We start from the raw sequence: 22,259 nt of genomic DNA on the forward strand, positions 1-22,259 counted from the left end.
CCACCCTGTTTCAGACCAACAGCAAAAAAGCCTATTGACACCCGACATTCCCCAGAAATTCAATTATCTTGGGTTCCTAAATAACCCATGTCGATGCACCTGAAGTATTTATTGATCCCTTTTTTCTTCCTGTTTGCCGGGATTCCTGTGATGGCACAACACTGCAACTGCACAGATGAATTCCTCCACGTTAAAGACCAGATTACCCACAATTATGCAGGATTCACCGATAAAGTAACCAGCGCCACCAATAAGGAATATATAGCACACACCCAGCGAATTCTTACCGCAACAAAAGGAGTGACCTCCACACAACATTGTGCATTATTGATTCACGACTGGTTAAATTTCTTTAAAGACAGGCATATACATTTTAAGGGAAATGATTTGCCAGCCAACGCCTTACAAGAAATAGTGTCAGCAACAGAAAATATACATCTTTCCCAACAACAACTAAAGACACTAAAACAATCCAAAAGTATAGAAGGCATTTATAGGAACCCGGACTCAACTTACCGTATCGCCATCATCAAAAGCACAAGCCCAACCAGGGAATATGCAGGTGTAATTCTCGACTCCAAAAGAGCTACCTGGAAACCGGGACAGGTTAAACTGGAGCTAAAAAAATCGGATAAGAAAAGTGAACTCCTTGGAATTTCCTATTATGGAGATCATACCCCTTACATCGAAACGTTTCTTGTTACCTCTCCTAATACAATAGGTAGCTGGCAGCGGGAAGGCACGATACCTCCTGCTAAAGAAGACTACTCCGGAGAACTGGTTGATGGTAAATTACTATCTGAAAAAACGCTTTATCTCAAAATCCGTTCTTTCGACCAGGAGAACGCTACCAATATTGATTCGCTCCTGAATGCGTACAAAGCATTGCTGGATAAAACCCCGAACCTGATCATAGATGTCCGGGATAATGGCGGCGGCGCCGACTTCACCTATGCCCATATCACTCCGTACCTGTATACCAATCCCGTTAGGAAAATCGGGGTGGACGTACTGGCTACAGAACAAAATATCAACGGATGGAAACCATTATTAGCCATGGATGATCTTCCCGCAAAACTGAAAAAACAAATTGCTGAAATCATTGAGAATATGGAACAGCACAAAGGATCTTTCGTCAGTGCAGCTAAAGACGAGACAGCCACATACGACAGCATCAGTACCTATCCTAAAAAAGTAGCCATTCTGATCAACGGAGGCTGTGCCAGTACCACAGAAGAATTTCTGATGGAAGCAGTACAAAGTAAGAAAGTAACCCTATTGGGAGAAGCCACAGCAGGCGTACTGGATTATGCAAATGTAAGAGAAGCACCAGCGCTTCCCTGCCTACCATACACCCTGTATTACGCTACCACCAAAAGCAGAAGAATTAAGATGGGACAAGGGATTGACAATATAGGCGTACAACCCGCTATAAAACTATCCCACACACAAAATTGGATTACGGCAGCACAACAATTTCTGGAAAAATAACTACCCTGATTTATTGGCTACATCATACTGTGGCCAATAAATCTCCTCCCTTACTACCTCTTCTTATATTCTTTCAAATATTTTCCTTTTTTTAAAACCGATTTTTCCAAGTCCCCGTATATGACGATCAGGTGTCTGCGCGAGCGTACCTGCCGGCATCAATGAAACCCGCTACTGTTGTATAACAGAGCATGTGATCTTGTATTATCTCATCACGTAAAACTTCACATTATGCACATTATGAAAACCTCCCTTCGGGATGAGGGTAAAGAAGTTATGCCCAATATGCAGCGTCGTAACTTCTTGAAATACCTGGGTATGGGAGCTACCATTGTTACCGCCGCTACTGTAGCAGCCAGTTGCCATAAAGATGATAATAACAATACCCCGGGTGGTAATGGCGTAAGTTTAGGTACAGGCGATGTAGCTGTACTCAATTATGCCTATGCGTTGGAACAATTGGAAGCAGCCTTTTATACGCAGGTAGTTAACTCTCCTTATGCAGGCATGACCTCTACCGAACTGGATTTCTTTCAGAACATCCGGGATCATGAAATTGGTCACCGCGAATTCTTTAAAGCAGCATTAAGTACCAGCGCCATCGCAGGACTTGAAGTAAACTTCAGCAGCATAGATTTTTCTAAACGGGACAGTGTACTGGGTACTGCAAAAGCTTTTGAAGACCTCGGCGTTTCCGCCTATAATGGCGCCGCTCAATACATTTCTAAAACAGCTACCGGATTAGTATATCTGGGGCTGGCAGGAAAAATTGTGTCTGTAGAGGCACGACATGCGGCCTATATCCGCGACCTCATTTCCCCCGGATCTTTCGCAGATACAGATGTGATAGACGCTAATGGTCTGGATAAAGTAAGAACTCCCGCCGAAGTGTTCGCCATTGCCGGCACTTATGTTAAAACAAAGATCGACACCAACACTTTGCCTAAATAAGCTTCACCTGTTAAAATACTGATCATATGGACCTTCTTAATATTTTCAAAGAAATCGAGAAAATCGATCCCGAAGTATACGACAGGCTGGATTCCCGCCGCAACGCCATGAAGCAATTCACCAACCTCAGTGGTAAAATTGCGTTGGCCGCCATTCCTTTTGCGCTGGGTAGCATGTTTAACAAAGCATATGCACAAACACCCGGTACGTCCGTGATAGATGTACTGAAGTATGCGCTGACACTGGAATACCTCGAGGCTGCCTATTATACCAAAGGTGTAAACACCCCTGGCCTTATCATGGCGCCCGCTGCACAAGCCGCCATACAAACCATACAAAAGCATGAAAATGCACACGTCATTTTCTTAAAAGGTGTATTGAGCAGCATGGGTACTTCGCTGGACAGTCCTACGTTTGACTTCACCGCAGGTGGTGTATTCCCGACGGTTTTCAGTGATTACAACGTATTTCTCGCGATAGCACAGGCTTTTGAAGATACCGGTGTTCGGGCTTATAAAGGACAGGCCGGGAATATCCAAAGCAATGCTACCGTACTAACGGCTGCATTAAGTATTCATTCTGTAGAGGCCCGTCATGCTTCGCATATCAGATCCATGCGCCGCGCTATTGGCCAATTAGGCGCCACAACCGCACTTAAACCCTGGATCACTCTCAATCAGAGTGGCATTGCTGATACTCATGTAGATGCCACTTATGCCGGAGAAGAATTAACAACGCAGGCAGGAATAAACATTTCGGCATTAGGAAACATCGGTGCAGACAGAGCATCCGAGTCTTTTGATGAACCATTAGCCATGGCAGATGTACTGAATATTGCCAAATTATTTATAAAAGCTTAGTACGCTATCAGTTGGTCAGATGGAGAACAGGCTGGCTCTTTAGGGCCGGCCTTGCCACGTAATATATGGAAGAAGGATCATCCATTAAAAACAATAGCGCTCCGGCGTTGTTATCATCTGAAAACCTGCTTTATGAAACGCTTGCCACTATTGTTAGCATGTGTCATCTTTGCCGCCTGTCAACAGGCGGGCAAACATACCGGAGGAACAGATACTACAACAACCAAATCGACAGATGCAGATACTGCTACCCAGGTAACTTATACAGGTACACTTCCCTGCGCCGACTGTGAAGGCATTGTAACAGAGCTCACCCTGCAGCGGCAACCGGAAACTAACTTTACCTTGAAAGAAACCTACCTGGGCAAAAATCAGACATTTCCCAGCGAAGGCAACTATGTAGTGCTGCATGGCACGCCTGCAGATCCTGGCGCCACTGTGATACAACTCAACCCCGACAAAGACAAAAACCTTCAACGCTATTTTCAACAGGTGAATAGTGATGAGTTGAAAATGCTCGATATAGAGCAGCGGGTCATAGAAAGTAATCATAATTATACCCTAAAAAAGGTTTTATAGCTTTTTTACAACAAAATTGAATGATAAGTAAGCGCCGGTTTAAAATAAACCGGCGCTTTACATTTTATCAAAAAAGTCGCTTAAATTTAGCGTTGACCTTGTGACCTTTTATCACTCAATCATGCTATGAATCGATTTTTGGGCTATCTGATTTTACTACTGATAACTGCTACCCATACCTATAGTCAAACGTCTACCGACAGTTTACTCCGGGAGCTGAATAAGGCCATGGAAAAATCAGCCGTCTATGATTCCATTAAATTAAAAGGTATTGACAGCATTAAGCGCGGCTTGCCGGCCGTCATCAATGATCCCGCCGGGCGGTTTCACATCTACGAGCAACTCTATAACGCTTATAAAGTATTCAACTTCGATTCCGCCTTTGTATATGCCCGGCAGCTGGAGCAGCTGGCGATACAACTACATGATCCGGTATATATCACCGCTTCCAAAATTAAGATTGGTTATGTATTGCTGTCGTCCGGGATGTTTACCGAAACAGCGGCTTATGTAAATACAATTGATGCCACCGGCGCACCAGACAGCATCCGGACCGAATTTTACCTGATGAAAAGCCGGCTGTATTTCGACCTGGCAGATTATAACCAGGATAGATATTACACGCCCACCTACATTAAACAAGCCAGCGCTTATATTGACTCCGCCCTGAAGTTGATACCCGTTAATTCTTTTGACTACCGGTATAATAGAGGGCTGCAATTATTTAAAATGGGAGATGTGGCCGGCGCTCTGGCCATTTATCCCAACCTGGATACGCCGGGCATCAGCGATCGTAAGCTCGCTGTATCTGCCTGTACACTGGGTGCCATTTATGAAGCCCTGCATAATACCGATACCGCCATTGCCCTGATGACCCGCTCCGCTATTGCAGATATCCGGTCGTCTACCAAAGAAACCATGGCTAGTTACAGTTTGGCTACCCTATTATTTGAAAGAGGGGATATCAAAAATGCCTCGCACTGTATTGAGCGTGCCATCGGGGAAGCCGTATTTTACGGCGCCCGCCAGCGAAAGGTGATGGTAAGTAGTATTTTACCCATTATTGAGCATGAAAGAATAAATACGGCAGAAGAAAGAACCAAATCATTGCTGATTTATGCGTCAATTGTTACCCTGTTGCTGATTGCACTTGTCGTGTTGGCCATCACGGTATTCCGGCAGGTACAAAAGCTCAAGGCCGCCCAACGCATCATTACAGCCGCCCACTTGAAACAACAGGAAATTAATAACCAACTACTGGAAGCCAATAAAATAAAAGAAGAGTATGTTGGCTATTGCTTTAATATCAACGCTACCTATATCGGAAAAATTGAAAAGCTGAAGCAAAGCCTGGAACAAAAACTGGCGGATAACAAACCCAATGAACTGAGGTTTGTGGTCAACAATATTAACATCCGGCAGGAAAGGGAAGAGTTATTCACCAACTTCGACCGGGTATTCCTCAAAATATTCCCCCATTTTGTCACAGAGTTTAATGCCCTTTTTGATAAAGACAACCAGGTAGTATTGAAAGAGAATGAGTTATTGAACACAGATATCCGGATCTTCGCCCTTATCCGGATAGGTATCAGCGATAATGAAAAAATTGCCAGCATCCTGGAGTATTCTGTTAACACCATTTATGCTTATAAAACCAAAATCAAAAAGCGCTCTTTAGTCCCCAATGAGGAGTTTGAAAACCATATTATGAGCATTAAAGCATTATAAAATGCCTTCATTCCATCAATATGTAAATATTTTATATATGTATATAACAAATTGATATACAACATACATCAGCATTTACATTTGGCATTTTCGGGTTTATTTTCTATATTTTAATTGTAATAGTTGTTGACCTGCTATTAGTGTTTTTATTTTGATTCATCAGTAAAAGAAAACCAAAAATCTAACTAGTACTAAAAACCATTCAAAGAAGACAAACGGCACCGGTCGTTTCAAAAAAACAAATGAATCCACGTTGATAACTGCCGAGGCATTCTCTGCAAGCAACGCCTTATTTCCGTTCACTTAAATAATGAAAAACATTTAATCCACGTAGCAGTACCGTTGACTGCTTAAAAAATCCACTTTATGCTTAAAACAAGATTCATCAAAAATCTTTTTCTGTGCATGCTATTATTTGCCCTACCCGGTATGGCTATCGCCCAGAATAAGACGATTACCGGGAAGATCACTGACAAAAGCGGTGTAGCCATTCCCGGCGCCTCTGTTCAAATAAAAGGCACTCATAGTGGTACCACCACAGACGTAGATGGGGCCTTTAAGCTGTCTGTAGCTCCCGGAGCCAGCGCCTTAATCGTAAGTTTCATCGGCTATGCGCCACAGGAAATAAGTATTGCCAACAAAACGACTGTCAACGTACAACTAACCGCGGAAAACACTACCCTTACTGATGTAGTGGTAGTAGGATATGGTACCACCCGTAAAAAAGACGTAACCGGCTCCATTGCTCAGGTAAAGGCAGCCGATTTCAATAAAGGAATTACCACTGCTCCGGACCAGCTGATCCAGGGTAAAGTATCCGGCCTGATGATCCTCAACAATAGTGGAGCCCCAGGTGCGGCAGCCACCGTGAGAATAAGAGGTGTATCTTCTGTTCGTGCTGGTAATCAGCCATTGTATGTCGTAGATGGTATCCCGTTAGATGGTCGTGTGGCGCGCCCACTAATCAACCTGACAGGTTTGGGCCAAACACCTGATGCCAACCCATTGAACTTCATCAACTCTAACGACATCGCTTCTATGGATGTGTTGAAAGACGCCTCCGCTACCGCGATCTATGGTTCACGTGGTGCCAACGGTGTTATCATTATCTCTACTAAAAAAGGTACTCCCGGCCCCAGCCAACTGGATGTGAATTACTCCGTAGGTATGAGCAACATCATGAAGAAACTGGATGTACTCAATGCCGACCAATACAGATCAGCGCTCAAACAATATAACCTCACCACMGGCGACTATGGCGGTAGTTCCGATGGATTAGGTTCCATCCTGAGAACCGGTATCACCCAGAACGTCGGTTTAGCCATGAGCGGTGGATCTGAAACCAGCCGTTACCGGGCTTCCTTCGGTTTGCAAAACCAGGAAGGCATTGTGAAAAAAACCGGTATGAAAAAGTATACCGCCACCCTCAGTGGTCAGCAGAAATTCCTGGAAAGCAAACAACTGGGTGTTGACTACAACATCATGGCAGCGCAAACCATTGAACAACTGGCCCCCATTACCAACGATGCCGGCTTCACAGGTAGCCTGATCGGACAAGCACTCCAATGGAATCCCACACAGCCCATCTACAACAGCGATGGCTCTTTCAATATATTACCAGTAGGAAAGGCGGTAAATCCTTTGGCCATGTCTTCTGCTTTCGATGACAAAGCCACTATCAGTTATATTCTGGGAAGCATTTCTCCGTTCTTTAAATTCAACGATAACTGGGAACTGAGAACTACTTACAGCGTAAATCACCAGGTTGGACAACGTCGCGCACAAATACTGAGTTATATCAACGTAAAAGAAGTTCGTGATGGTCAGGGACTTGCGCTTTACAATACAGCGGAATTAAATACCCAGTTATTCAATTCTACCCTGAACTTCAACAAACAACTGAATCCCAACTTCAACCTGAACGCATTAATAGGTTATGAAGTACAGGAGTTCAAATATTCCGGTGTAAATGTGGGCGCTTCCGGATTCCCCACCTTTGCCATTCCTTATACAGATATTCTGCAGGCGCCGTCTCAGATCAATACTAACATTAGCTCATTCCGTAATCCATCTTCCTCATTACAATCATTCTTTGGCAGGGTATCTCTTAACCTGAAAGATAAATACCTGTTGACCGCTACCATGAGAGCAGATGGTTCCAGCAAATTCGGTGAAAACAACCGCTACGGCTATTTCCCTTCTTTTGCTGGTAAATGGAATATCTCCCAGGAAGATTTCATGAAAGACCAAACACTCTTTAATAATCTTGCGGTAAGAGTTGGCTATGGTATTACCGGTAACCAGGAGTTCCCTGCTGGTTCTGCACAAGCCCAATATGAGCTGGGACCAGGAGGAAGTGCCAGACTGGCGAATGTACCCAACCCGAATCTGAAATGGGAAACATCTAAACAGTTCAATGCAGGTCTTGACTTTGCCCTCATTAAAGGCAGACTTTCAGGTACTGTTGATTACTTCTTTAAAAACACTACCAACCTGTTATTCAGCTTCCCTGCCATCCAACCTGCACCTGCCTCCAGCTACTGGATTAACTTGCCGGGTAAAATCATCAACACTGGTGTAGAACTGGCATTGAAAGGAGATATCATCAGAAGTAAAAACTGGAACTGGACACTGGGCGTGAATGGTACTTACCTGAAAAATGAAATGACAAACTATGTAGGACCAGATGTACTTACCGGTGCTATCAGCGGACAAGGCGTATCAAATGCTACTGCACAGAAACTGGCCAATGGTTATCCTTTGAATACCTTCTACCTGCCTAAATGGGAAGGACTGGATTCCAAAGGCATGAATGTATACGCTAATGACGGTGCTCCCCAATACCTGACCAATCCTAACCCTAAAGTGCTTTTAGGTATCAATACTGGTGTAAATTATAAGAAATGGAACCTGTCTGCCAGCTCTCATGGTGCGTTTGGCTTCCAGATCTATAATAATACTGCCAACACCGTACTGCCTATCGGTAACTTAGGATCTATTAATACGGCTAAGAAATTAATCGGTAACGGAGAAGACCTCACCAACAGTAATGGTGTTTCTTCCAGATACCTGGAAAATGGTAATTTCCTGAAACTGGATAACGTTACGCTTTCTTACAGCATCGGTAATTTCGGAAAAGCATTTAAAAATGCTACTGTATATGTGACTGGCCAGAATCTGTTAGTGATCACGAAATACAGTGGATTTGATCCTGAGGTAAATACAGATAAAAACCTGAATGGAGTAAGTTCTTTCGGTATAGAATATTCTCCTTATCCAACTGCAAGATCTGTGATGTTTGGTTTATCATTTTCCTTATAATCTTTCACTCAAAACTGGAAAAAATGTCTTTCAATATAGTTAAAGCACTCGTGGTAGTAGCTTGCAGCGTTGGTTTTGCCGCCTGCAACCTCAACGAAAAATTGGAGTCCACGCTCACCAAAGAACAGGCCGATTCGATTATCAAAGCGGATCAGCTGTTAAAAACAGCCTATAACAATTTACAGATGGCTTACCAGGATTTTTCCCAGGTATGGGGGATGTCTGAAATAGCCACTGATGAAGCACTGGGACCCACACGTGGTAAAGACTGGGACGATGGTGGTGTTTGGCGCGCACTGCATGAACATAAATGGACACCCGACCACATGCATGTTGCTAATAGCTTTAACCGGCTGCTGCTGGAACAATTCAGCGCTACCAACGTATTAAACTTTCACCCAACAGCTGAACAGGATGCAGAAGCCCGGTTCCTCCGCGCCCTCTCTATGTTCACTGTACTGGATCTCTACGGCCAGGTACCTTACCGCGAACCTAATGACGACCTGTTAAAAGCGCCCAAAGTACTGGGACCAAAGGAAGCGGTGGATTTCATGGTTTCTGAGCTCAACGCCATTCTGCCCAACCTCGGCAACAGGCCCGCTACACCCGCTTATGTAGCGAACAAAGATGCAGCGCGTTTCCTGCTAATGAAGATATATCTGAACAAAGGCACTTTCATTAACCGTAAAACGCCCACCTTCGACGCCGCCGACATGCAACAGGTGATCACGCTGGCAGACCAAATCACAACAGGGGGAGGCGCTTACAACATTGCTACTGGCGACTATTTCAAAAATTTCGCCCGTGATAATGATGTCATCTCTAAAGAAAACATCTTCACCCAGCAAAATGGTCCTGGTATCAGCACCAACCGTGGAGATAATGGTAACAACGTGTATTGCCGCTGGATGTGTACCCTGCACTATAGCATGGTGCCCAGTGGCTGGAACGGCTTTACCACCCTGTCCGACTTCTACCACAAATTCGAAGCTGGCGATTCCCGCCTCGGTGGCGCTTATCCCGGCTTAACAGAATTAACGGGTACCAAAGTAGGTTTCCTGGTTGGACAACAATATGATCAAAATGGTAATAAAATACTGGACAGAAGTCAACGCCCACTGATCTTTACAGAAGCAGTAGAATTAATGGCCACCGGCGATCAGGTAGAAATGTCCGGTATCCGTGTTATCAAATATGTGCCGGATTTGCTGACTTCTAACAAGTCTTCCGGTGGCAACGAAGCAGCTAACGACTTTGTATTTTTCCGTTATGCAGATGTTATCCTGATGAAAGCAGAAGCACAACTGAGAACAAATAATGCCGGCGCCGGTTTGTTGCTCGTAAATGATCTGCGTGTAAAACGCGGTGCGTCTGTACTTCCTGCCTTAACTCTCGCTACACTCCTCKATGAAAGAGGCCGCGAACTGTATTGGGAAGGCTGGAGAAGACAAGATCTGATCCGCTTTGGTAAATTCCTCGATCCATGGCAATTGAAGCCAGCAGACAACGAAAAAAATCTGGTGTATCCAATTCCGACCAGCTCTCTCGCTGTAAATCCAAACCTGAAACAAAACCCAGGGTACTAAAATATCTTTTGCTACAGGCGGGATCTGTATGATCCCGCCTGTAGCAATATCTCCGTCCTTTTATTACTGATATCACTGTTACGCACTACGTCTGTATTGCGGTAGGGAATTTTTTGTGTAGAAATAAACGCTTATATGAATATTAAAGCTCTGTTAAGGCAGTCCCACTGGCTACTGTTACTGTGCAGCCTTTCTCTCCAGGCACAAAACCAGGTAAAAACGATTGGCAAGATAAACACCGTCAATATCTCCGGTCAGCAAATCCGGATCTCTGCGGAAAATGCATACGCAGAAATCACGGTGTATAGCCCATCTGTGGTGCGCGTACGAATGGACCAGCATCCGCTAACGTCTGACTTTTCTTATGCCGTAATTGCACAGCCGGTAACTACCCGGGTACAGACTACACAAAATGAGCGGGAAATCAGTGTCACTACCGATTCCCTGCAATTTCGTATCACAAAAAATCCATTTTCCATTCATTTTTTTACCCCTTCGGGAGAAGTGATTAACGAGGATGAAACAGGCTTAACCACCTCCTGGATCGGCAACGACGTTACTACGTACAAAAAAATGCAGGAAGGAGAAAGATTCATTGGACTGGGCGAAAAAACCGGAAACCTGGATCGTAAAGGTGAAGGCTATACGAACTGGAACTCCGATAAGTTCGGCTACGCCACCAACCAGGATCCGATTTATGCTACTATTCCTTTTTACATCGGTATACATCACCACGTTAACTACGGTATTTTCTTCGACAATACCTTTCAAAGCGACTTTAACTTCGGCGCCAGCAACAACCGGTTTTCTTCTTTTGGCGCAAGAGGAGGGGAGATGAACTACTATGTGATCTATCATCCGCAAATGGCTGATATCATTGCTTCTTACACGGCCCTTACCGGTCGTATGCCCATGCCGCCCCTGTGGAGCCTCGGCTATCAACAGAACCGCTACAGCTATTATCCCGATACCGAAGTATTGCGTATTGCGCAAACCCTCCGCGAGAAAAAAATTCCCGCCGATGGCATTACACTGGACATCCACTATATGGATGCCTACAAATTGTTTACCTGGAACAAAAACCGCTTCCCCAACCCCGCCCAGCTCACTAAACAGCTGGATAACATGGGCTTTAAACTCACTGTGATTGTTGATCCCGGCATTAAAGTAGAAGATGGCTACGCCGCTTATGAAAACGGCAAAAAAGAAAACATCTTCATCAAATACAGTGATGGTCAAAACTATACCGGCCAGGTATGGCCCGGCTGGTGCCACTTTCCGGACTTTACCAGCATAAAAGGTCGCGATTGGTGGAAAGGACAAATTAAATCGTATATCCATGACGGTGTGCGCGGCATCTGGAACGACATGAATGAAATTGCCACCTGGGGACAAAAAATGCCCGACAATGTATTATTCAACTACGAAGGTCACCCGGTTACACATCAACAGGCACATAACATTTACGGTCTCCAGATGGTACGCGCCAGCTACGAAGGCAGCCGCGAGGAATTAAAGAAACGCCCTTTCCTGCTCACACGGGCCGCCTATGCCGGCTCTCAGCGTTATAGCGCCATCTGGACCGGCGACAATCGCGCAGAAGAAGATCATATGCTACTCGGCGTACGTCTGCTAAATAGTTTAGGCGTTAGCGGCATGCCATTTTCCGGGATGGATATCGGCGGCTTCACCGGCAATCCTACCGTGAGCCTCTATGCCCGCTGGATGCAGATTGGCGCATTCATTCCTTATTTCCGTAATCATACCGGTGTTAATACCAAATCGTCTGAACCGTGGGCGTATGGAGAAGAGGTGCTGGAAATTACCCGCAACTATGTGAATCTGCGCTACCAGCTGCTTCCATACCTGTACAGTTCCATGTATGAAGCTACCCGTACAGGCATGCCCGTTATGCGTACGCTGGCACTTACCAATACCTTCGATTCCAAAGTATATGATACGCGCTTCCAGAACCAATACGGCTATGGCAGCGCCTTTATGATTGCTCCTTTCGAGAGCACTAAAGAGTTCGGATCTATCTACTTCCCGGCTGGCAAGTGGTACAACCTCTATACCGATAGCTTGACCAATGGCAACCAGGAAGTAATTACACCGCTGAATATCAAAACCCTGCCAGTATATATAAAAGAGAGCAGCATTATACCGATGCAATCGTTAGTACAAAACACGGCAGAGAAGCCATCAGACACGCTATTTCTCCATATTTACAACGGCAATCAGCCACATTCCTTTGTTTATTATGAAGATGATGGAGAAAGTTTTGATAATGAAAAAGGCGTCTTTTACCAACGTACCATCACCTACCAGCCGGCCGATAAAAAGATCATTTTCGAAAAAGCAGCTGGTAGTTATTCTTCAAAATTTCATTACATCAAATTATTACTCCACGGCTTTAATGAGCAAAAAAGTATCTCCGTAAATGGTAGCCAACTTCCATTACAAACAAGCGGCTATACTTTCCTTTCACCTATTTCCCGTTTTGATCCGCAAGGGTTTTCTATTCCGGCAGAGCGTTGCATTGTACAACAGGCAACCTTTGACAATGGTAATCAGGTCATTAACGTGGATTTGTAATAAAAGGAACGGCCCCCCTGGATTTTCCGGGGGGTCTTCTTTATATTTGAATAATGAAATATTATGTACTGCTGCTTTTTATTGGACTCGCTGCTTGTCAGTCGGCATCCAACCAACAAAACCCCAATACCTTACTTACCTCCGATACTGTAGCCAAATCAGATATTAATCAGTTGCTGAAACTATATCAACCACTCATAGGAGATACTGTGGAGGTAGACAATAAAGCAGAAGCAGCCGATACTAAATGGAGATATCAGGGCACACTGATTGACACTTTGCTACTGAAACTACTACCTACTTACGCTGAAKGATATGAGCCTTTCTACTATGCTTGCTACAAATTTGATCTGGATGCCAATACTGTTGGACTGATTACCAGAACCCCTTCTGAGTATGAATCCTCTTCTATCAAACTATTTGCCTGGCATAAAAAAACAAATACCATCACCTTCGAAACGGAACTGGCGGAGTCGTGGGGTGATGCCGGAGATGCCATGAGAAAAACCTCCTGGCTATATCATCATCAACAAAGTGGCTGGATGGGCATTTTGGAGCAGTTCAACTATAGCGAAGACCTGGAAGATACTACCGCTCCCATTTCCGAAACATACGACTACTATCATTTTAAATGGGCCAATAACCGGATTGATACCATTAGCCGGGATAGCTCTGCACTGGTAGCCATGTACAACCTCATTTCTCCTAAAAAAGAAAAAACAACTACCGGAAAAGGTGAATAGTAGCGCCTATTTCATAGGTATTATTTACATAAGTGCTGATGCCGCCGGTTTGTACACCATACAATACCCGTATGGCCAATGTTTTCATGACATCTACTCCAATCCCGGTGGTAATGCTTTTAGAAGTGTGATACATGGCCATTACGTTAGCTACATCATGCAATAAACCAACGTTAACGCCTATATCCACAATATTGTCGTAGCCGCGTATGCCACGAAAACAAACCTTTGGCTCCACGCTGCTCACCACCGATTCCGGCGTAAAGCGGTAGGAAGCGGCTGAATAAAAAGTATTACCACCATCTACTTCGTTGTGATCACCGGTCACTAACGCTCTTATATTGGGTACAGCCGCCTGCAGGTTCAGGTGACCATTGGTATAGGCCATTCCAAACTCTCCTTCAAAATAATCATCACGGCGGTTGAATGCCCCAATAGACGGATCATTGGGATCTCCATTCAGTTCTTTGGTATTTAACCGTTGCATATTTAGCGCTAGTGAAAGACCCAAACTGAGCTGATGCCCACGATCACTCAGTGGCAAATGATACGCATAGGTCAGCGCCACACGGGTACGATTGAGCAAACCCGCAGCATCATTAAACACCCGCAATCCAGCGCCTACCCGGTTACCAACGTTTCCATCTGCCGACAAAAATTTAGTGACAGGCGCCCCATTGATTCCGTTCCATTGATTCCGGTAAGATGCATTAATGTGTAACCCCGTGTCTATACCTGCCATGGCCGGATTAGCCAGGTACTGATTCTGAAAATATTGCGTGCCGGACGGCTCTAACAACGCCGGCACTTTGCTAAAAGATTGCCCCAGCACCTGCGCGGACAAGATGAGAAAAACAGGTAATAATATAAGTTGGATATAGGATTTGTTACACATCATCTGCGCCCGGTTTAAATAGTGCGGCTGTAAAGAGAGCGCATTCACAGGAAAAAAACGAGAAACGAGTATATACAAAGTGTATACAGAGCGCCTTTTTTCATCACCTCAATGAATAATTACATTGATTTCCTGTTAGTTAGAGTGTATTCTCTGTGGAAGAAGAAGAATGTGGACCTCTGGGTTTACTCATCTTTTTATTGAGTCTGGCTTTTGCCTGTCGCACGCTGGCTGGCTCTATATTCAATAATGCCGCAATTTCCTTGGTGGACAAATGAATATGAAAATATGCGTACAGCCTCAACTCATTTTTAGTTAATGTAGGGTGACTGGCTTGCAGATTCTCGAAGAAATCCGGATGTACCTGTTCAAAATGTAACTTGAATTTATCCCATTCAGCATCCAGGTGTTGGCCATCTTTCAAAGAAGATTTTATACTTTTTAACCCAGGATGCTTAACATGTGGATAAAGATTGTCAATATCCTGTAGCTGATCTTTCAGATCTGCCAGCAATTTATTTTTCTGATGAATATACAGACTGTTGCCCACCAGTTCACGCTGGTTGGCTTCCAGCTTCTGTTGCAGCTGATCATTTTTATCTTTTTCCTGCTGTATGGTTACTCCAATCAGCTCATTTTCCTTTTCGATCAACGCGCATTTAAGGGTAGCCTGTGCAATATCCAGCTCCAACTTTTCCAGTGCCAGCTGCTTTATTTTCAGTTCATCACTTACCACCCTGATGCGGGCCAGCAAGGCAACCGCAAAAGTAAATATCTCAGAAAAGATCCCCATTTCCGGCAACAGCAAATGCGTAATCACATAATCCTGTGAAGAATGGATGATAAAATAAGCAGCGTGTAAAGTAACGAAGAACAAGGGTAATAGGTTTGCCAGTAAAAATTGTTTGGCAGCCCTCACTTTATACTTATAGGCCAGGATACCGGTGAAAACAACTGTCAACATAATCGCCACCACGAATATATTATCATACCACAAAGTAATGTGGTCCAGGTAATACCAACCGGAAATCGTAATGATTGCCGGCACTATAGCAAATACAACATAGCTATACATCAGGTATTTCAGCACTTTATCGCAAACCGGCAGTAAGCTTTTGGTCCGGAGATAAGTCCTGGCGAGTTGAATACCCCCGGAAACAATCAATGCCGAAGCTATATGCAAGCAAAAAGCATTCAAATCATATCCATGCACAGCACCATCGGCACTTAACCTTAAATTATATATACTCAAAGGAAAAAGCAGGTTAAAGAAGTGCTTGAATGAGGTTACAAAAATAATCCCTCCGAGTTGCACGGCCAGGTAGCAGCCATAAATATTATCCTTTAATTGCCACCAGGTATATAAACTATACACCAAAAAACTGGTCAGGATAAAAATTCCAATCAGCCAGGAATACCATAAAAACTTTTCCCGGCTATCAAAAGATAACTCCTTCTCCAAAATAATAGCTGGACGAATATTATATCCATAAGAACGAACATCGCGGATATCTATCTTCAAATACAATGTACTCTTTGTATCTCCCTGAAAAGAAAGAGAGGCGGTCTCTCTGTTTCTTTTCCTATCGGATATTCCCAGGCCGACATTATAATGATGCCACTTGTCCTTTGTACTGTCCAAAAAATATATCGTATAATTCAATCGCAGCGATAACGAAAGGTGATAGTTTTCCTGATTCGGATAAGGATTTTCCAATACCACTTTCGCCCAATAATAATCTGCATCGCCAGTTGCTAACGACGATTGTTCTACAAAACGGAGCGAAGTATCTGTGAGAATCCGATCAAAACTATACTGATGATCAGCTAGTACGGAAAACGTTTTAACCTGAAAAACAGCATCATTGGTTAAAAGATGTATGGTTTGCGCGTTTAATCTAACGACAACCAACAGCAGTATAAGGAATAAATATTTTACTTTCTTGAATGACATCCGGTCCTATGTATCGGGTATTTCGTATGGGCATTAAAGTTAGCAGGTTTGTATATATTTTATAAAAAATAAATTCAAACAGGKGATAGCGGGAGATGAATACCTGATAAATTACTAATAATCAACAATTTAAAACAGGATCATGGCTGGCAACAAATTACCTTGATGGTAAATCAGGAGGCCCCAAAAAGTAAATACCCTTGACTGCCCAGTCACATCTTACTTAACGTTTAATTCATCATAAGTTAACACGAATATTAACAAAGCTTTCTGTCCTTGACATAGCTTTGTTACGTTATGCATACGCGTTTTACCATATTTATTACGCTGCTTTTTATTAGGGTATTCTTCTCCCCGATATGGTATAGCTATAACGTAGATCAACTCCAGCATCCGCAGAAGGCATTTGAACAGGTGCGGCTTCATAAAAGAAGGTCCGGCTATGCCGATGATGTAACACATCAGGAAGGCGTGGTTAGTATGTCTTCACACGAAGAAGAACATCGTGTTTTCAGTTTACTCCGTATTATAAAAAACTGGTTATGCATCGTTGATGCCATTACCATTATACCCTCATATCGCTATACCTATTACACCTCTCCCTTATTCATACGACACTGCGTACTTCGAATTTGATTGTTGCTGACATATTGTTTCACAGCGTGTACTAACCAACGCTGTATATCCAATTGTATGGCTGCTTTTCCATGTCGCAAACGCTTCACCGCGTTGTGCGCAGGCAGCTTATTGTCTCAGCATTTGCTTCAATCAAATCAGAATTATGCGAAAGCTTTCTTCTTCGTTAATTATATTATCTCTATTCCTGGTATCGCTGTTAAATACAGTTATCACACAGGCACAAACGGCTACACTTATTTCAGGAAAAGTAGTGGATGCAGAAGACCAGTCGCCCATTATAGGCGCGGTGGTAGCGCTTAAAAACAGTACCAAAGGCGCCGTCACAGATGCAGATGCTGATTAGCGAAAGCTGCACACCGGTAAAAACACTACTTGCATCAGTTAATGAAATGCTGCTTATGCTGAAAAGAAAAGTCGCCGCAGATAACAGGCGACTTGTTAATACACAGTTTACACTGGTATTCTCAAACGGTCTTACCGACTTTAATAGCAACGGAATGCCGGTGATTTCTCCCAAAAGAAAAAAAATCATTGAGCTTTACCTTTATACCCAAGGCATCATCTATGGAGAATATATTCAACTGCTGAAAAAAAATATTCTTCAGATAGATAACACCGCAGATATACCTCCTTTACAAACATTAGATACCGCCAAAAAAATATCTCTGTTAAAAGAACTGGGTATCATTGAGGCCATCAAAAAGAAATATCCTTTTTTGAGTAAGGCTGATCTGGATAAAAAAACAGCGGAGATCATTTATCTGTTTACGGGTGAGCGTATAACAACAGGCTGAATACGTTGCTTACAAGGCCTCCAGGGTATTACGCTGTACATTATACACAGGAAGTCCCTTTATACACGCATACCTGTCGGCCCCGGACAGATAGTTCATATTGCCTTTGGCATCTCTGCTTTCCCGGAACTGGGATAGCACATAGCCTTCTTCAGCGCTAAATACTTTCAGATTTCCTATCCTGTCTTTTCTAATGAAGTAGGCATTATTCCCATACGAATTGGAACCAACAAAAGCGTAGCCTTTTTCTTCTGCCAGCAGGCATAAAGCCTTCAGTGATGCGCCAAAATAAAGATGACTATAATGTTCTTTCTCTCTTATAAAATCCGGCTTATACGGAACGGTTACGGCGTTATCTTTTCCCATAACGCTATTGTATTCCATGATCACAATCACAGGCTGTACCACCCCAATCGCCTTCCAGATCCAGTAATCATTGCCATCTATATCAATTGATAACAGCCCTACCTCGCCTTTCATTCCTCCAGAGGTAATCAGCTCATTGATATTTTCCGCTGTAATAAATGCTTGCACCACTTCCAGGTTATGCTGGTAGTAGATATCATCGGACTTGATATAGTTGATGCTTTTCTGGCCTCCATCAATTAGCAGGCCGGACCAGTTGTCGTTCCGGAGCAGAAACCTGGTATTAGACTCCACATAATTCTCCACACCAAATTCTATAAATGTTTTGTTGGGGATGTTTATCTTATGGATGAGGTATTGGATAATGCCATCATCGCCGGATTGCGAAAATACTTTAAACTCCGCCTCTGCAAGATTATTTAGTATGGGTAATTCCTTATTCTGCCTTGCAAGCAGCTTTCCCAAAAGCAAGATATCGGTTTGCTGGGTTTTCCTGGTAATATATAGGGATTGATATAAGACATTCGCTAGCTTCCTTAATTGTTTCATCAGGACTGGTGTGAATTTAATAGATGCTTGTTTTTAAAATAATCGCCCTCACTCTAAACATAATAGCATCTATATTGTTCATTTTTGGAGAACTTATAAAATATTGTGCATATACAACAAAATGTAGCCTTGAATGTTATGACTAATACCCGTCACAATAGTCGGGTAATGTTATGGTCGTAAATTTCACTGGTTGTTACGCACTTTCTATTTCATTTATTTGAAAACTATCTCATGTCCCCTCAAGCCATGGCCCCCAAATACTTTTTTAGTCTGGATGCAATCAGAGGTTTTGCTGCGCTTATTGTGGTTTTATGCCATTGGCAGTTCTTTTTCTACACAGATTATACAACAATGCCCTCCGCGGTGTCGGAGATGCCATTGCCGTTATATTCCTGGCTATCTGTTTTTTATAATCTCGCGTTCTACGCTGTAGACTTATTTTTTCTTCTTTCCGGATTTATCTTCTTCTGGTTTTATGGAGATAAGATAAGCAGTCGTGAAACGTCATTCAATAACTTTATCAGTTACCGGGTTACACGCCTCTATCCAATACATTTTGTTACACTGGTGGCATTGGTCTTTTTACAGGCGATGATGATAAAAGTTAACAGCCGCCCTTTTATCATACAGAATAATGACACTTACCATTTTATTCTAAACCTGTTTATGATCCATAGCTGGGGATTTGAGCCGCATCCCATCTACAACGGATTCAATGGTCCTTCGTGGTCTGTTTCAGTAGAGTTTCTGCTTTACCTGCTTTTCTTCCTGCTCAGCTATAAACGATGGCAGCATAAAAAATGGCTGCTGATCACCATCGTTATAGCAGGCGCCCTGTTACAACATTTTTATTCCATGGTTGGACAAGGTGTTTATTCCTTCTTTCTGGGAGGATTAGTTTTTCAATTATACAAATGGCTACTCACCAAAAAACATACTGCCAGAAAGGCGATCATCATTGCCGTTGTTGCATTACTCCTCTGGGCATTTGCTTTAACAGAGTATGCCTCGTCTTATATCCGAAATGCCAGCATGCTTATACTTCACCAATTGTTACCCGGAAAAAGTAGCGCTTTTGATACCTCCCTTTTTGATGTTGCCAGAAATACCTTCTTCCGTACTATTGTTTCTCCAGCTACCGTCCTTTCATTAGCGATGCTGGAAACCTGTTATGGAAGCTTAAAAATCAAATGGCTGCAGGTATTGGCGAATGCCAGCTATGCCGTATATCTGATTCATTTTCCATTAATGGTACTTTTTGCATTGATAGTATCAATGTTCGGTATTGACAAGCAGATATACCAGTCGCCTTTTACATTGTTATGCTTTTTTGCTGTTCTTATTCCAGTAAGCATTGGCGCTCATTATTATTATGAAGTGCCGGTACAAAGGTTATTCAGGAGGAGATTGGTGAAGAAGGCCGCTTCGGTGACGGTGGTGTGAGAGGGCATGAACGGCGTTACAGATCTGTAAGATCATTTACACAACTAATCTGATTGAAAAGATGACTCACGGAATCCAAAAATAAACGAAGGCAAGAAGCATTTTTCCTGGGGACCGGGTTGTCGAAAAAGTGATCTACCTCAGCCTGATTCAAATTCAAAAATAATGGACTCTCTCTTTGAGACAGGGTCCATTATACTAATACAGTTTATAATTTTCTTTGGTCAAGAGCGATGTTACTTATGATGTAAAGTTTACACACTTATCTTAACACGCTCTAAAATATTAAAGGGGTAATCATAATACATCTGTAAAATCCAAAACAGGATACTTATGATCATCATAATACATCTGTAGTCGATGAACACTTAGTATTCTATCTGGGTATAATAATTTCTCTTTGTCGTCATGAAGAAGAAAAGGAAGGCGGTAACCACATCTCGGATCCCGATACCAGACATCCTTACTTTTCTCATTCTCCTGTTTTTCAAAACCTAATTTTTCAAGCATCTCTGCTGTCAATGGAATAGGCGCCAAATTAGCAAGGTTTTTATATCCATCAATATTAGCCCTTAGGTTATCCCGCTCGCGAATACCTAGCAATACGGTATTTCCGAGTTTTGATCTAATCATTACAGGAATGTCATCTACAAAATGAACCCAGCTTCCTTCTTTTAATTCGTCAATGTGTATCATATTCATCTGCTTTTATACGCAGGTATGTGCAATATGGAACATAAAAAAAAGGATACTGTTAATCAAATCTTAATGATCAATAAGTCCTTTTGATTCTATTGGCGGAAGCGAAATGAGTTTTAACACCCTTTGTATGCAAATTGTATACAAATGAAAAAAGGCTTCCCGCGTCAATCCGCTGAAAGCCTTTTCTATTACGTGGTCCCACCAGGGCATGATCCTGGGACCCCCTGATTATGAGTCAGGTGCTCTAACCAACTGAGCTATAGGACCCGTTCCGAAGAACAAAAATTCCCCTTTTCAAGGGACGGCAAAATTAATTATTTTATTGAATTAACCTAAAATATTTTTTTATTCCCAACGCGTACGCCTATACTTTAATAAATTTGCCTTCAATCTTTTACCAATGCAAGGCATCAAGCATATTATATTCGACCTGGGGGGCGTTATCCTCAATATTGACTACCAGCTTACCGACAAGGCGTTCACCGAATTGGGGGTGAAGAATTTTAAGGAGCTGTATTCACAGTTTAAGGGGTCCAGCTTATTTAATGGGTTAGAGACGGGGCATGTGTCAACGGAAGAATTTCTGGAGGCTATGCATCAGCATGTACCGGCAACGGTGACAGATGAGCAGTTGAAAAAGGCCTGGAATGCGATGTTACTGGATTTTCCAGTACAGCGTTTGCAGTTATTGCAGCAGTTGCGTCAGCACTATGGGCTTTATTTACTCAGTAATACCAATGCTATTCACCTGGAGGAGTTCAACAGATTGTTGCTGGAAAGCCGTGGAATTCCTTCGTTAAGCACTTTCTTTGACCGGGCTTATTATTCCCATGAGATGGGGCAGCGTAAGCCGGATAAGGAGGCATACCAGATGGTATTGGATGAAAATGGGCTGGTGGCAGCTGAAACCCTGTTTATAGACGATTTGGCACAAAATATAGAAGGGGCAAAGGCAGTGGGTTTACAAACCATTCACCTGGCGTCTCCAAAAACGATCCTCGATATTTTCCGTCCTGCCAGTGCGGTATAACAAAAAGGCCTCCGTTTACGCGGAGGCCTT

Annotated in this window: 18 protein-coding genes and 1 tRNA gene; 14 read left to right on the plus strand and 5 right to left on the minus strand. The window is 43.1% G+C overall.

The window, feature by feature from the left end; translation table 11 throughout:
* Positions 1 to 93: 93 nt before the first annotated feature.
* The 9 genes from AC1DFM_RS15180 (at position 94) to AC1DFM_RS15220 (ending at position 13,854) form a co-directional block, all read left to right on the plus strand.
* Positions 94 to 1,491, plus strand: a complete 1,398-nt coding sequence (locus AC1DFM_RS15180; RefSeq protein ID WP_477077578.1) for a S41 family peptidase — start codon at positions 94 to 96, stop codon at positions 1,489 to 1,491.
* Between the two features lie 231 nt (positions 1,492 to 1,722).
* Positions 1,723 to 2,442, plus strand: a complete 720-nt coding sequence (locus tag AC1DFM_RS15185; RefSeq protein ID WP_477077579.1) for a ferritin-like domain-containing protein — start codon at positions 1,723 to 1,725, stop codon at positions 2,440 to 2,442.
* A gap of 26 nt (positions 2,443 to 2,468) precedes the next feature.
* Positions 2,469 to 3,302, plus strand: a complete 834-nt coding sequence (locus AC1DFM_RS15190) for a ferritin-like domain-containing protein (protein WP_477077580.1) — start codon at positions 2,469 to 2,471, stop codon at positions 3,300 to 3,302.
* A gap of 132 nt (positions 3,303 to 3,434) precedes the next feature.
* A complete protein-coding gene (locus AC1DFM_RS15195; RefSeq protein ID WP_477077581.1) occupies positions 3,435 to 3,881 on the plus strand; it encodes a copper resistance protein NlpE in 447 nt (148 codons plus the stop codon).
* A 126-nt stretch (positions 3,882 to 4,007) separates the two neighbouring features.
* Positions 4,008 to 5,609: a DUF6377 domain-containing protein gene (locus AC1DFM_RS15200; RefSeq protein WP_477077582.1), complete on the plus strand. Its 1,602-nt coding sequence runs from the start codon at positions 4,008 to 4,010 to the stop codon at positions 5,607 to 5,609.
* A 366-nt stretch (positions 5,610 to 5,975) separates the two neighbouring features.
* A complete protein-coding gene (locus AC1DFM_RS15205) occupies positions 5,976 to 8,930 on the plus strand; it encodes a SusC/RagA family TonB-linked outer membrane protein (protein WP_477077583.1) in 2,955 nt (984 codons plus the stop codon).
* A 23-nt stretch (positions 8,931 to 8,953) separates the two neighbouring features.
* On the plus strand, positions 8,954 to 10,516 hold the full coding sequence (locus AC1DFM_RS15210) for a RagB/SusD family nutrient uptake outer membrane protein (protein WP_477077584.1): 1,563 nt from the start codon (positions 8,954 to 8,956) through the stop codon (positions 10,514 to 10,516).
* 135 nt (positions 10,517 to 10,651) lie between these two features.
* Positions 10,652 to 13,111, plus strand: a complete 2,460-nt coding sequence (locus AC1DFM_RS15215; RefSeq protein WP_477077585.1) for a glycoside hydrolase family 31 protein — start codon at positions 10,652 to 10,654, stop codon at positions 13,109 to 13,111.
* A gap of 53 nt (positions 13,112 to 13,164) precedes the next feature.
* The gene (locus tag AC1DFM_RS15220; RefSeq protein ID WP_477077586.1) at positions 13,165 to 13,854 is read left to right on the plus strand and encodes a hypothetical protein; all 690 of its coding nucleotides are present in this window, start codon (positions 13,165 to 13,167) and stop codon (positions 13,852 to 13,854) included.
* Here AC1DFM_RS15220 and AC1DFM_RS15225 read toward each other — a convergent pair.
* Together AC1DFM_RS15225 and AC1DFM_RS15230 are read right to left on the minus strand one after the other, a co-directional pair.
* Positions 13,835 to 14,752, minus strand: a complete 918-nt coding sequence (locus AC1DFM_RS15225; RefSeq protein ID WP_477077587.1) for a PorP/SprF family type IX secretion system membrane protein — start codon at positions 14,750 to 14,752, stop codon at positions 13,835 to 13,837. The genes AC1DFM_RS15220 and AC1DFM_RS15225 overlap by 20 nt on opposite strands.
* 136 nt (positions 14,753 to 14,888) lie before the next feature.
* Entirely contained in the window at positions 14,889 to 16,703 is a 1,815-nt protein-coding gene (locus tag AC1DFM_RS15230; RefSeq protein WP_477077588.1) for a 7TM diverse intracellular signaling domain-containing protein, read from the minus strand.
* Between the two features lie 297 nt (positions 16,704 to 17,000).
* Between AC1DFM_RS15230 and AC1DFM_RS15235 the strand changes: the two genes are divergently transcribed.
* From AC1DFM_RS15235 to AC1DFM_RS15245, 3 genes are all read left to right on the plus strand, one after another.
* A complete protein-coding gene (locus tag AC1DFM_RS15235) occupies positions 17,001 to 17,339 on the plus strand; it encodes a hypothetical protein (RefSeq protein WP_477077589.1) in 339 nt (112 codons plus the stop codon).
* 145 nt (positions 17,340 to 17,484) lie between these two features.
* Positions 17,485 to 17,685, plus strand: a complete 201-nt coding sequence (locus AC1DFM_RS15240) for a hypothetical protein (RefSeq protein ID WP_477077590.1) — start codon at positions 17,485 to 17,487, stop codon at positions 17,683 to 17,685.
* Positions 17,686 to 17,740: 55 nt separating this feature from the next.
* A complete protein-coding gene (locus AC1DFM_RS15245) occupies positions 17,741 to 18,136 on the plus strand; it encodes a hypothetical protein (protein WP_477077591.1) in 396 nt (131 codons plus the stop codon).
* Positions 18,137 to 18,145: 9 nt separating this feature from the next.
* Here the strand turns inward: AC1DFM_RS15245 and AC1DFM_RS15250 are convergent, their stop codons facing one another.
* Complete coding sequence (locus AC1DFM_RS15250; RefSeq protein ID WP_477077592.1) at positions 18,146 to 18,967, minus strand: hypothetical protein; 822 nt, start codon at positions 18,965 to 18,967, stop codon at positions 18,146 to 18,148.
* A 318-nt stretch (positions 18,968 to 19,285) separates the two neighbouring features.
* Here AC1DFM_RS15250 and AC1DFM_RS15255 point away from each other — a divergent pair, with 318 nt between their 5' ends.
* Positions 19,286 to 20,497: an acyltransferase family protein gene (locus tag AC1DFM_RS15255; protein WP_477077593.1), complete on the plus strand. Its 1,212-nt coding sequence runs from the start codon at positions 19,286 to 19,288 to the stop codon at positions 20,495 to 20,497.
* Positions 20,498 to 20,794: 297 nt separating this feature from the next.
* Here the strand turns inward: AC1DFM_RS15255 and AC1DFM_RS15260 are convergent, their stop codons facing one another.
* Together AC1DFM_RS15260 and AC1DFM_RS15265 are read right to left on the minus strand one after the other, a co-directional pair.
* Entirely contained in the window at positions 20,795 to 21,193 is a 399-nt protein-coding gene (locus AC1DFM_RS15260) for a hypothetical protein (protein WP_477077594.1), read from the minus strand.
* A 199-nt stretch (positions 21,194 to 21,392) separates the two neighbouring features.
* A tRNA-Ile gene (locus AC1DFM_RS15265) sits at positions 21,393 to 21,466 on the minus strand.
* Positions 21,467 to 21,599: 133 nt separating this feature from the next.
* On the opposite strand from AC1DFM_RS15265, the gene AC1DFM_RS15270 reads away from it, so the two are divergent.
* The gene (locus tag AC1DFM_RS15270) at positions 21,600 to 22,229 is read left to right on the plus strand and encodes an HAD family hydrolase (protein ID WP_477077595.1); all 630 of its coding nucleotides are present in this window, start codon (positions 21,600 to 21,602) and stop codon (positions 22,227 to 22,229) included.
* Positions 22,230 to 22,259: the final 30 nt, after the last annotated feature.

The sequence above is a fragment of the Chitinophaga sp. 05T412 genome, from assembly GCF_056396465.1.

Coding starts and splice junctions, on each gene's coding strand:
- AC1DFM_RS15180 (WP_477077578.1), top strand. CDS start 94: ATGCACCTGAAGTATTTATTGATCCCTTTTTTCTTCCTGTTTGCCGGG.
- AC1DFM_RS15185 (WP_477077579.1), top strand. CDS start 1,723: ATGCACATTATGAAAACCTCCCTTCGGGATGAGGGTAAAGAAGTTATG.
- AC1DFM_RS15190 (WP_477077580.1), top strand. CDS start 2,469: ATGGACCTTCTTAATATTTTCAAAGAAATCGAGAAAATCGATCCCGAA.
- AC1DFM_RS15195 (WP_477077581.1), top strand. CDS start 3,435: ATGAAACGCTTGCCACTATTGTTAGCATGTGTCATCTTTGCCGCCTGT.
- AC1DFM_RS15200 (WP_477077582.1), top strand. CDS start 4,008: ATGAATCGATTTTTGGGCTATCTGATTTTACTACTGATAACTGCTACC.
- AC1DFM_RS15215 (WP_477077585.1), top strand. CDS start 10,652: ATGAATATTAAAGCTCTGTTAAGGCAGTCCCACTGGCTACTGTTACTG.
- AC1DFM_RS15225 (WP_477077587.1), bottom strand. CDS start 14,752: ATGATGTGTAACAAATCCTATATCCAACTTATATTATTACCTGTTTTT.
- AC1DFM_RS15230 (WP_477077588.1), bottom strand. CDS start 16,703: ATGTCATTCAAGAAAGTAAAATATTTATTCCTTATACTGCTGTTGGTT.
- AC1DFM_RS15235 (WP_477077589.1), top strand. CDS start 17,001: ATGCATACGCGTTTTACCATATTTATTACGCTGCTTTTTATTAGGGTA.
- AC1DFM_RS15240 (WP_477077590.1), top strand. CDS start 17,485: ATGCGAAAGCTTTCTTCTTCGTTAATTATATTATCTCTATTCCTGGTA.
- AC1DFM_RS15245 (WP_477077591.1), top strand. CDS start 17,741: ATGCTGAAAAGAAAAGTCGCCGCAGATAACAGGCGACTTGTTAATACA.
- AC1DFM_RS15255 (WP_477077593.1), top strand. CDS start 19,286: ATGTCCCCTCAAGCCATGGCCCCCAAATACTTTTTTAGTCTGGATGCA.
- AC1DFM_RS15260 (WP_477077594.1), bottom strand. CDS start 21,193: ATGATACACATTGACGAATTAAAAGAAGGAAGCTGGGTTCATTTTGTA.
- AC1DFM_RS15270 (WP_477077595.1), top strand. CDS start 21,600: ATGCAAGGCATCAAGCATATTATATTCGACCTGGGGGGCGTTATCCTC.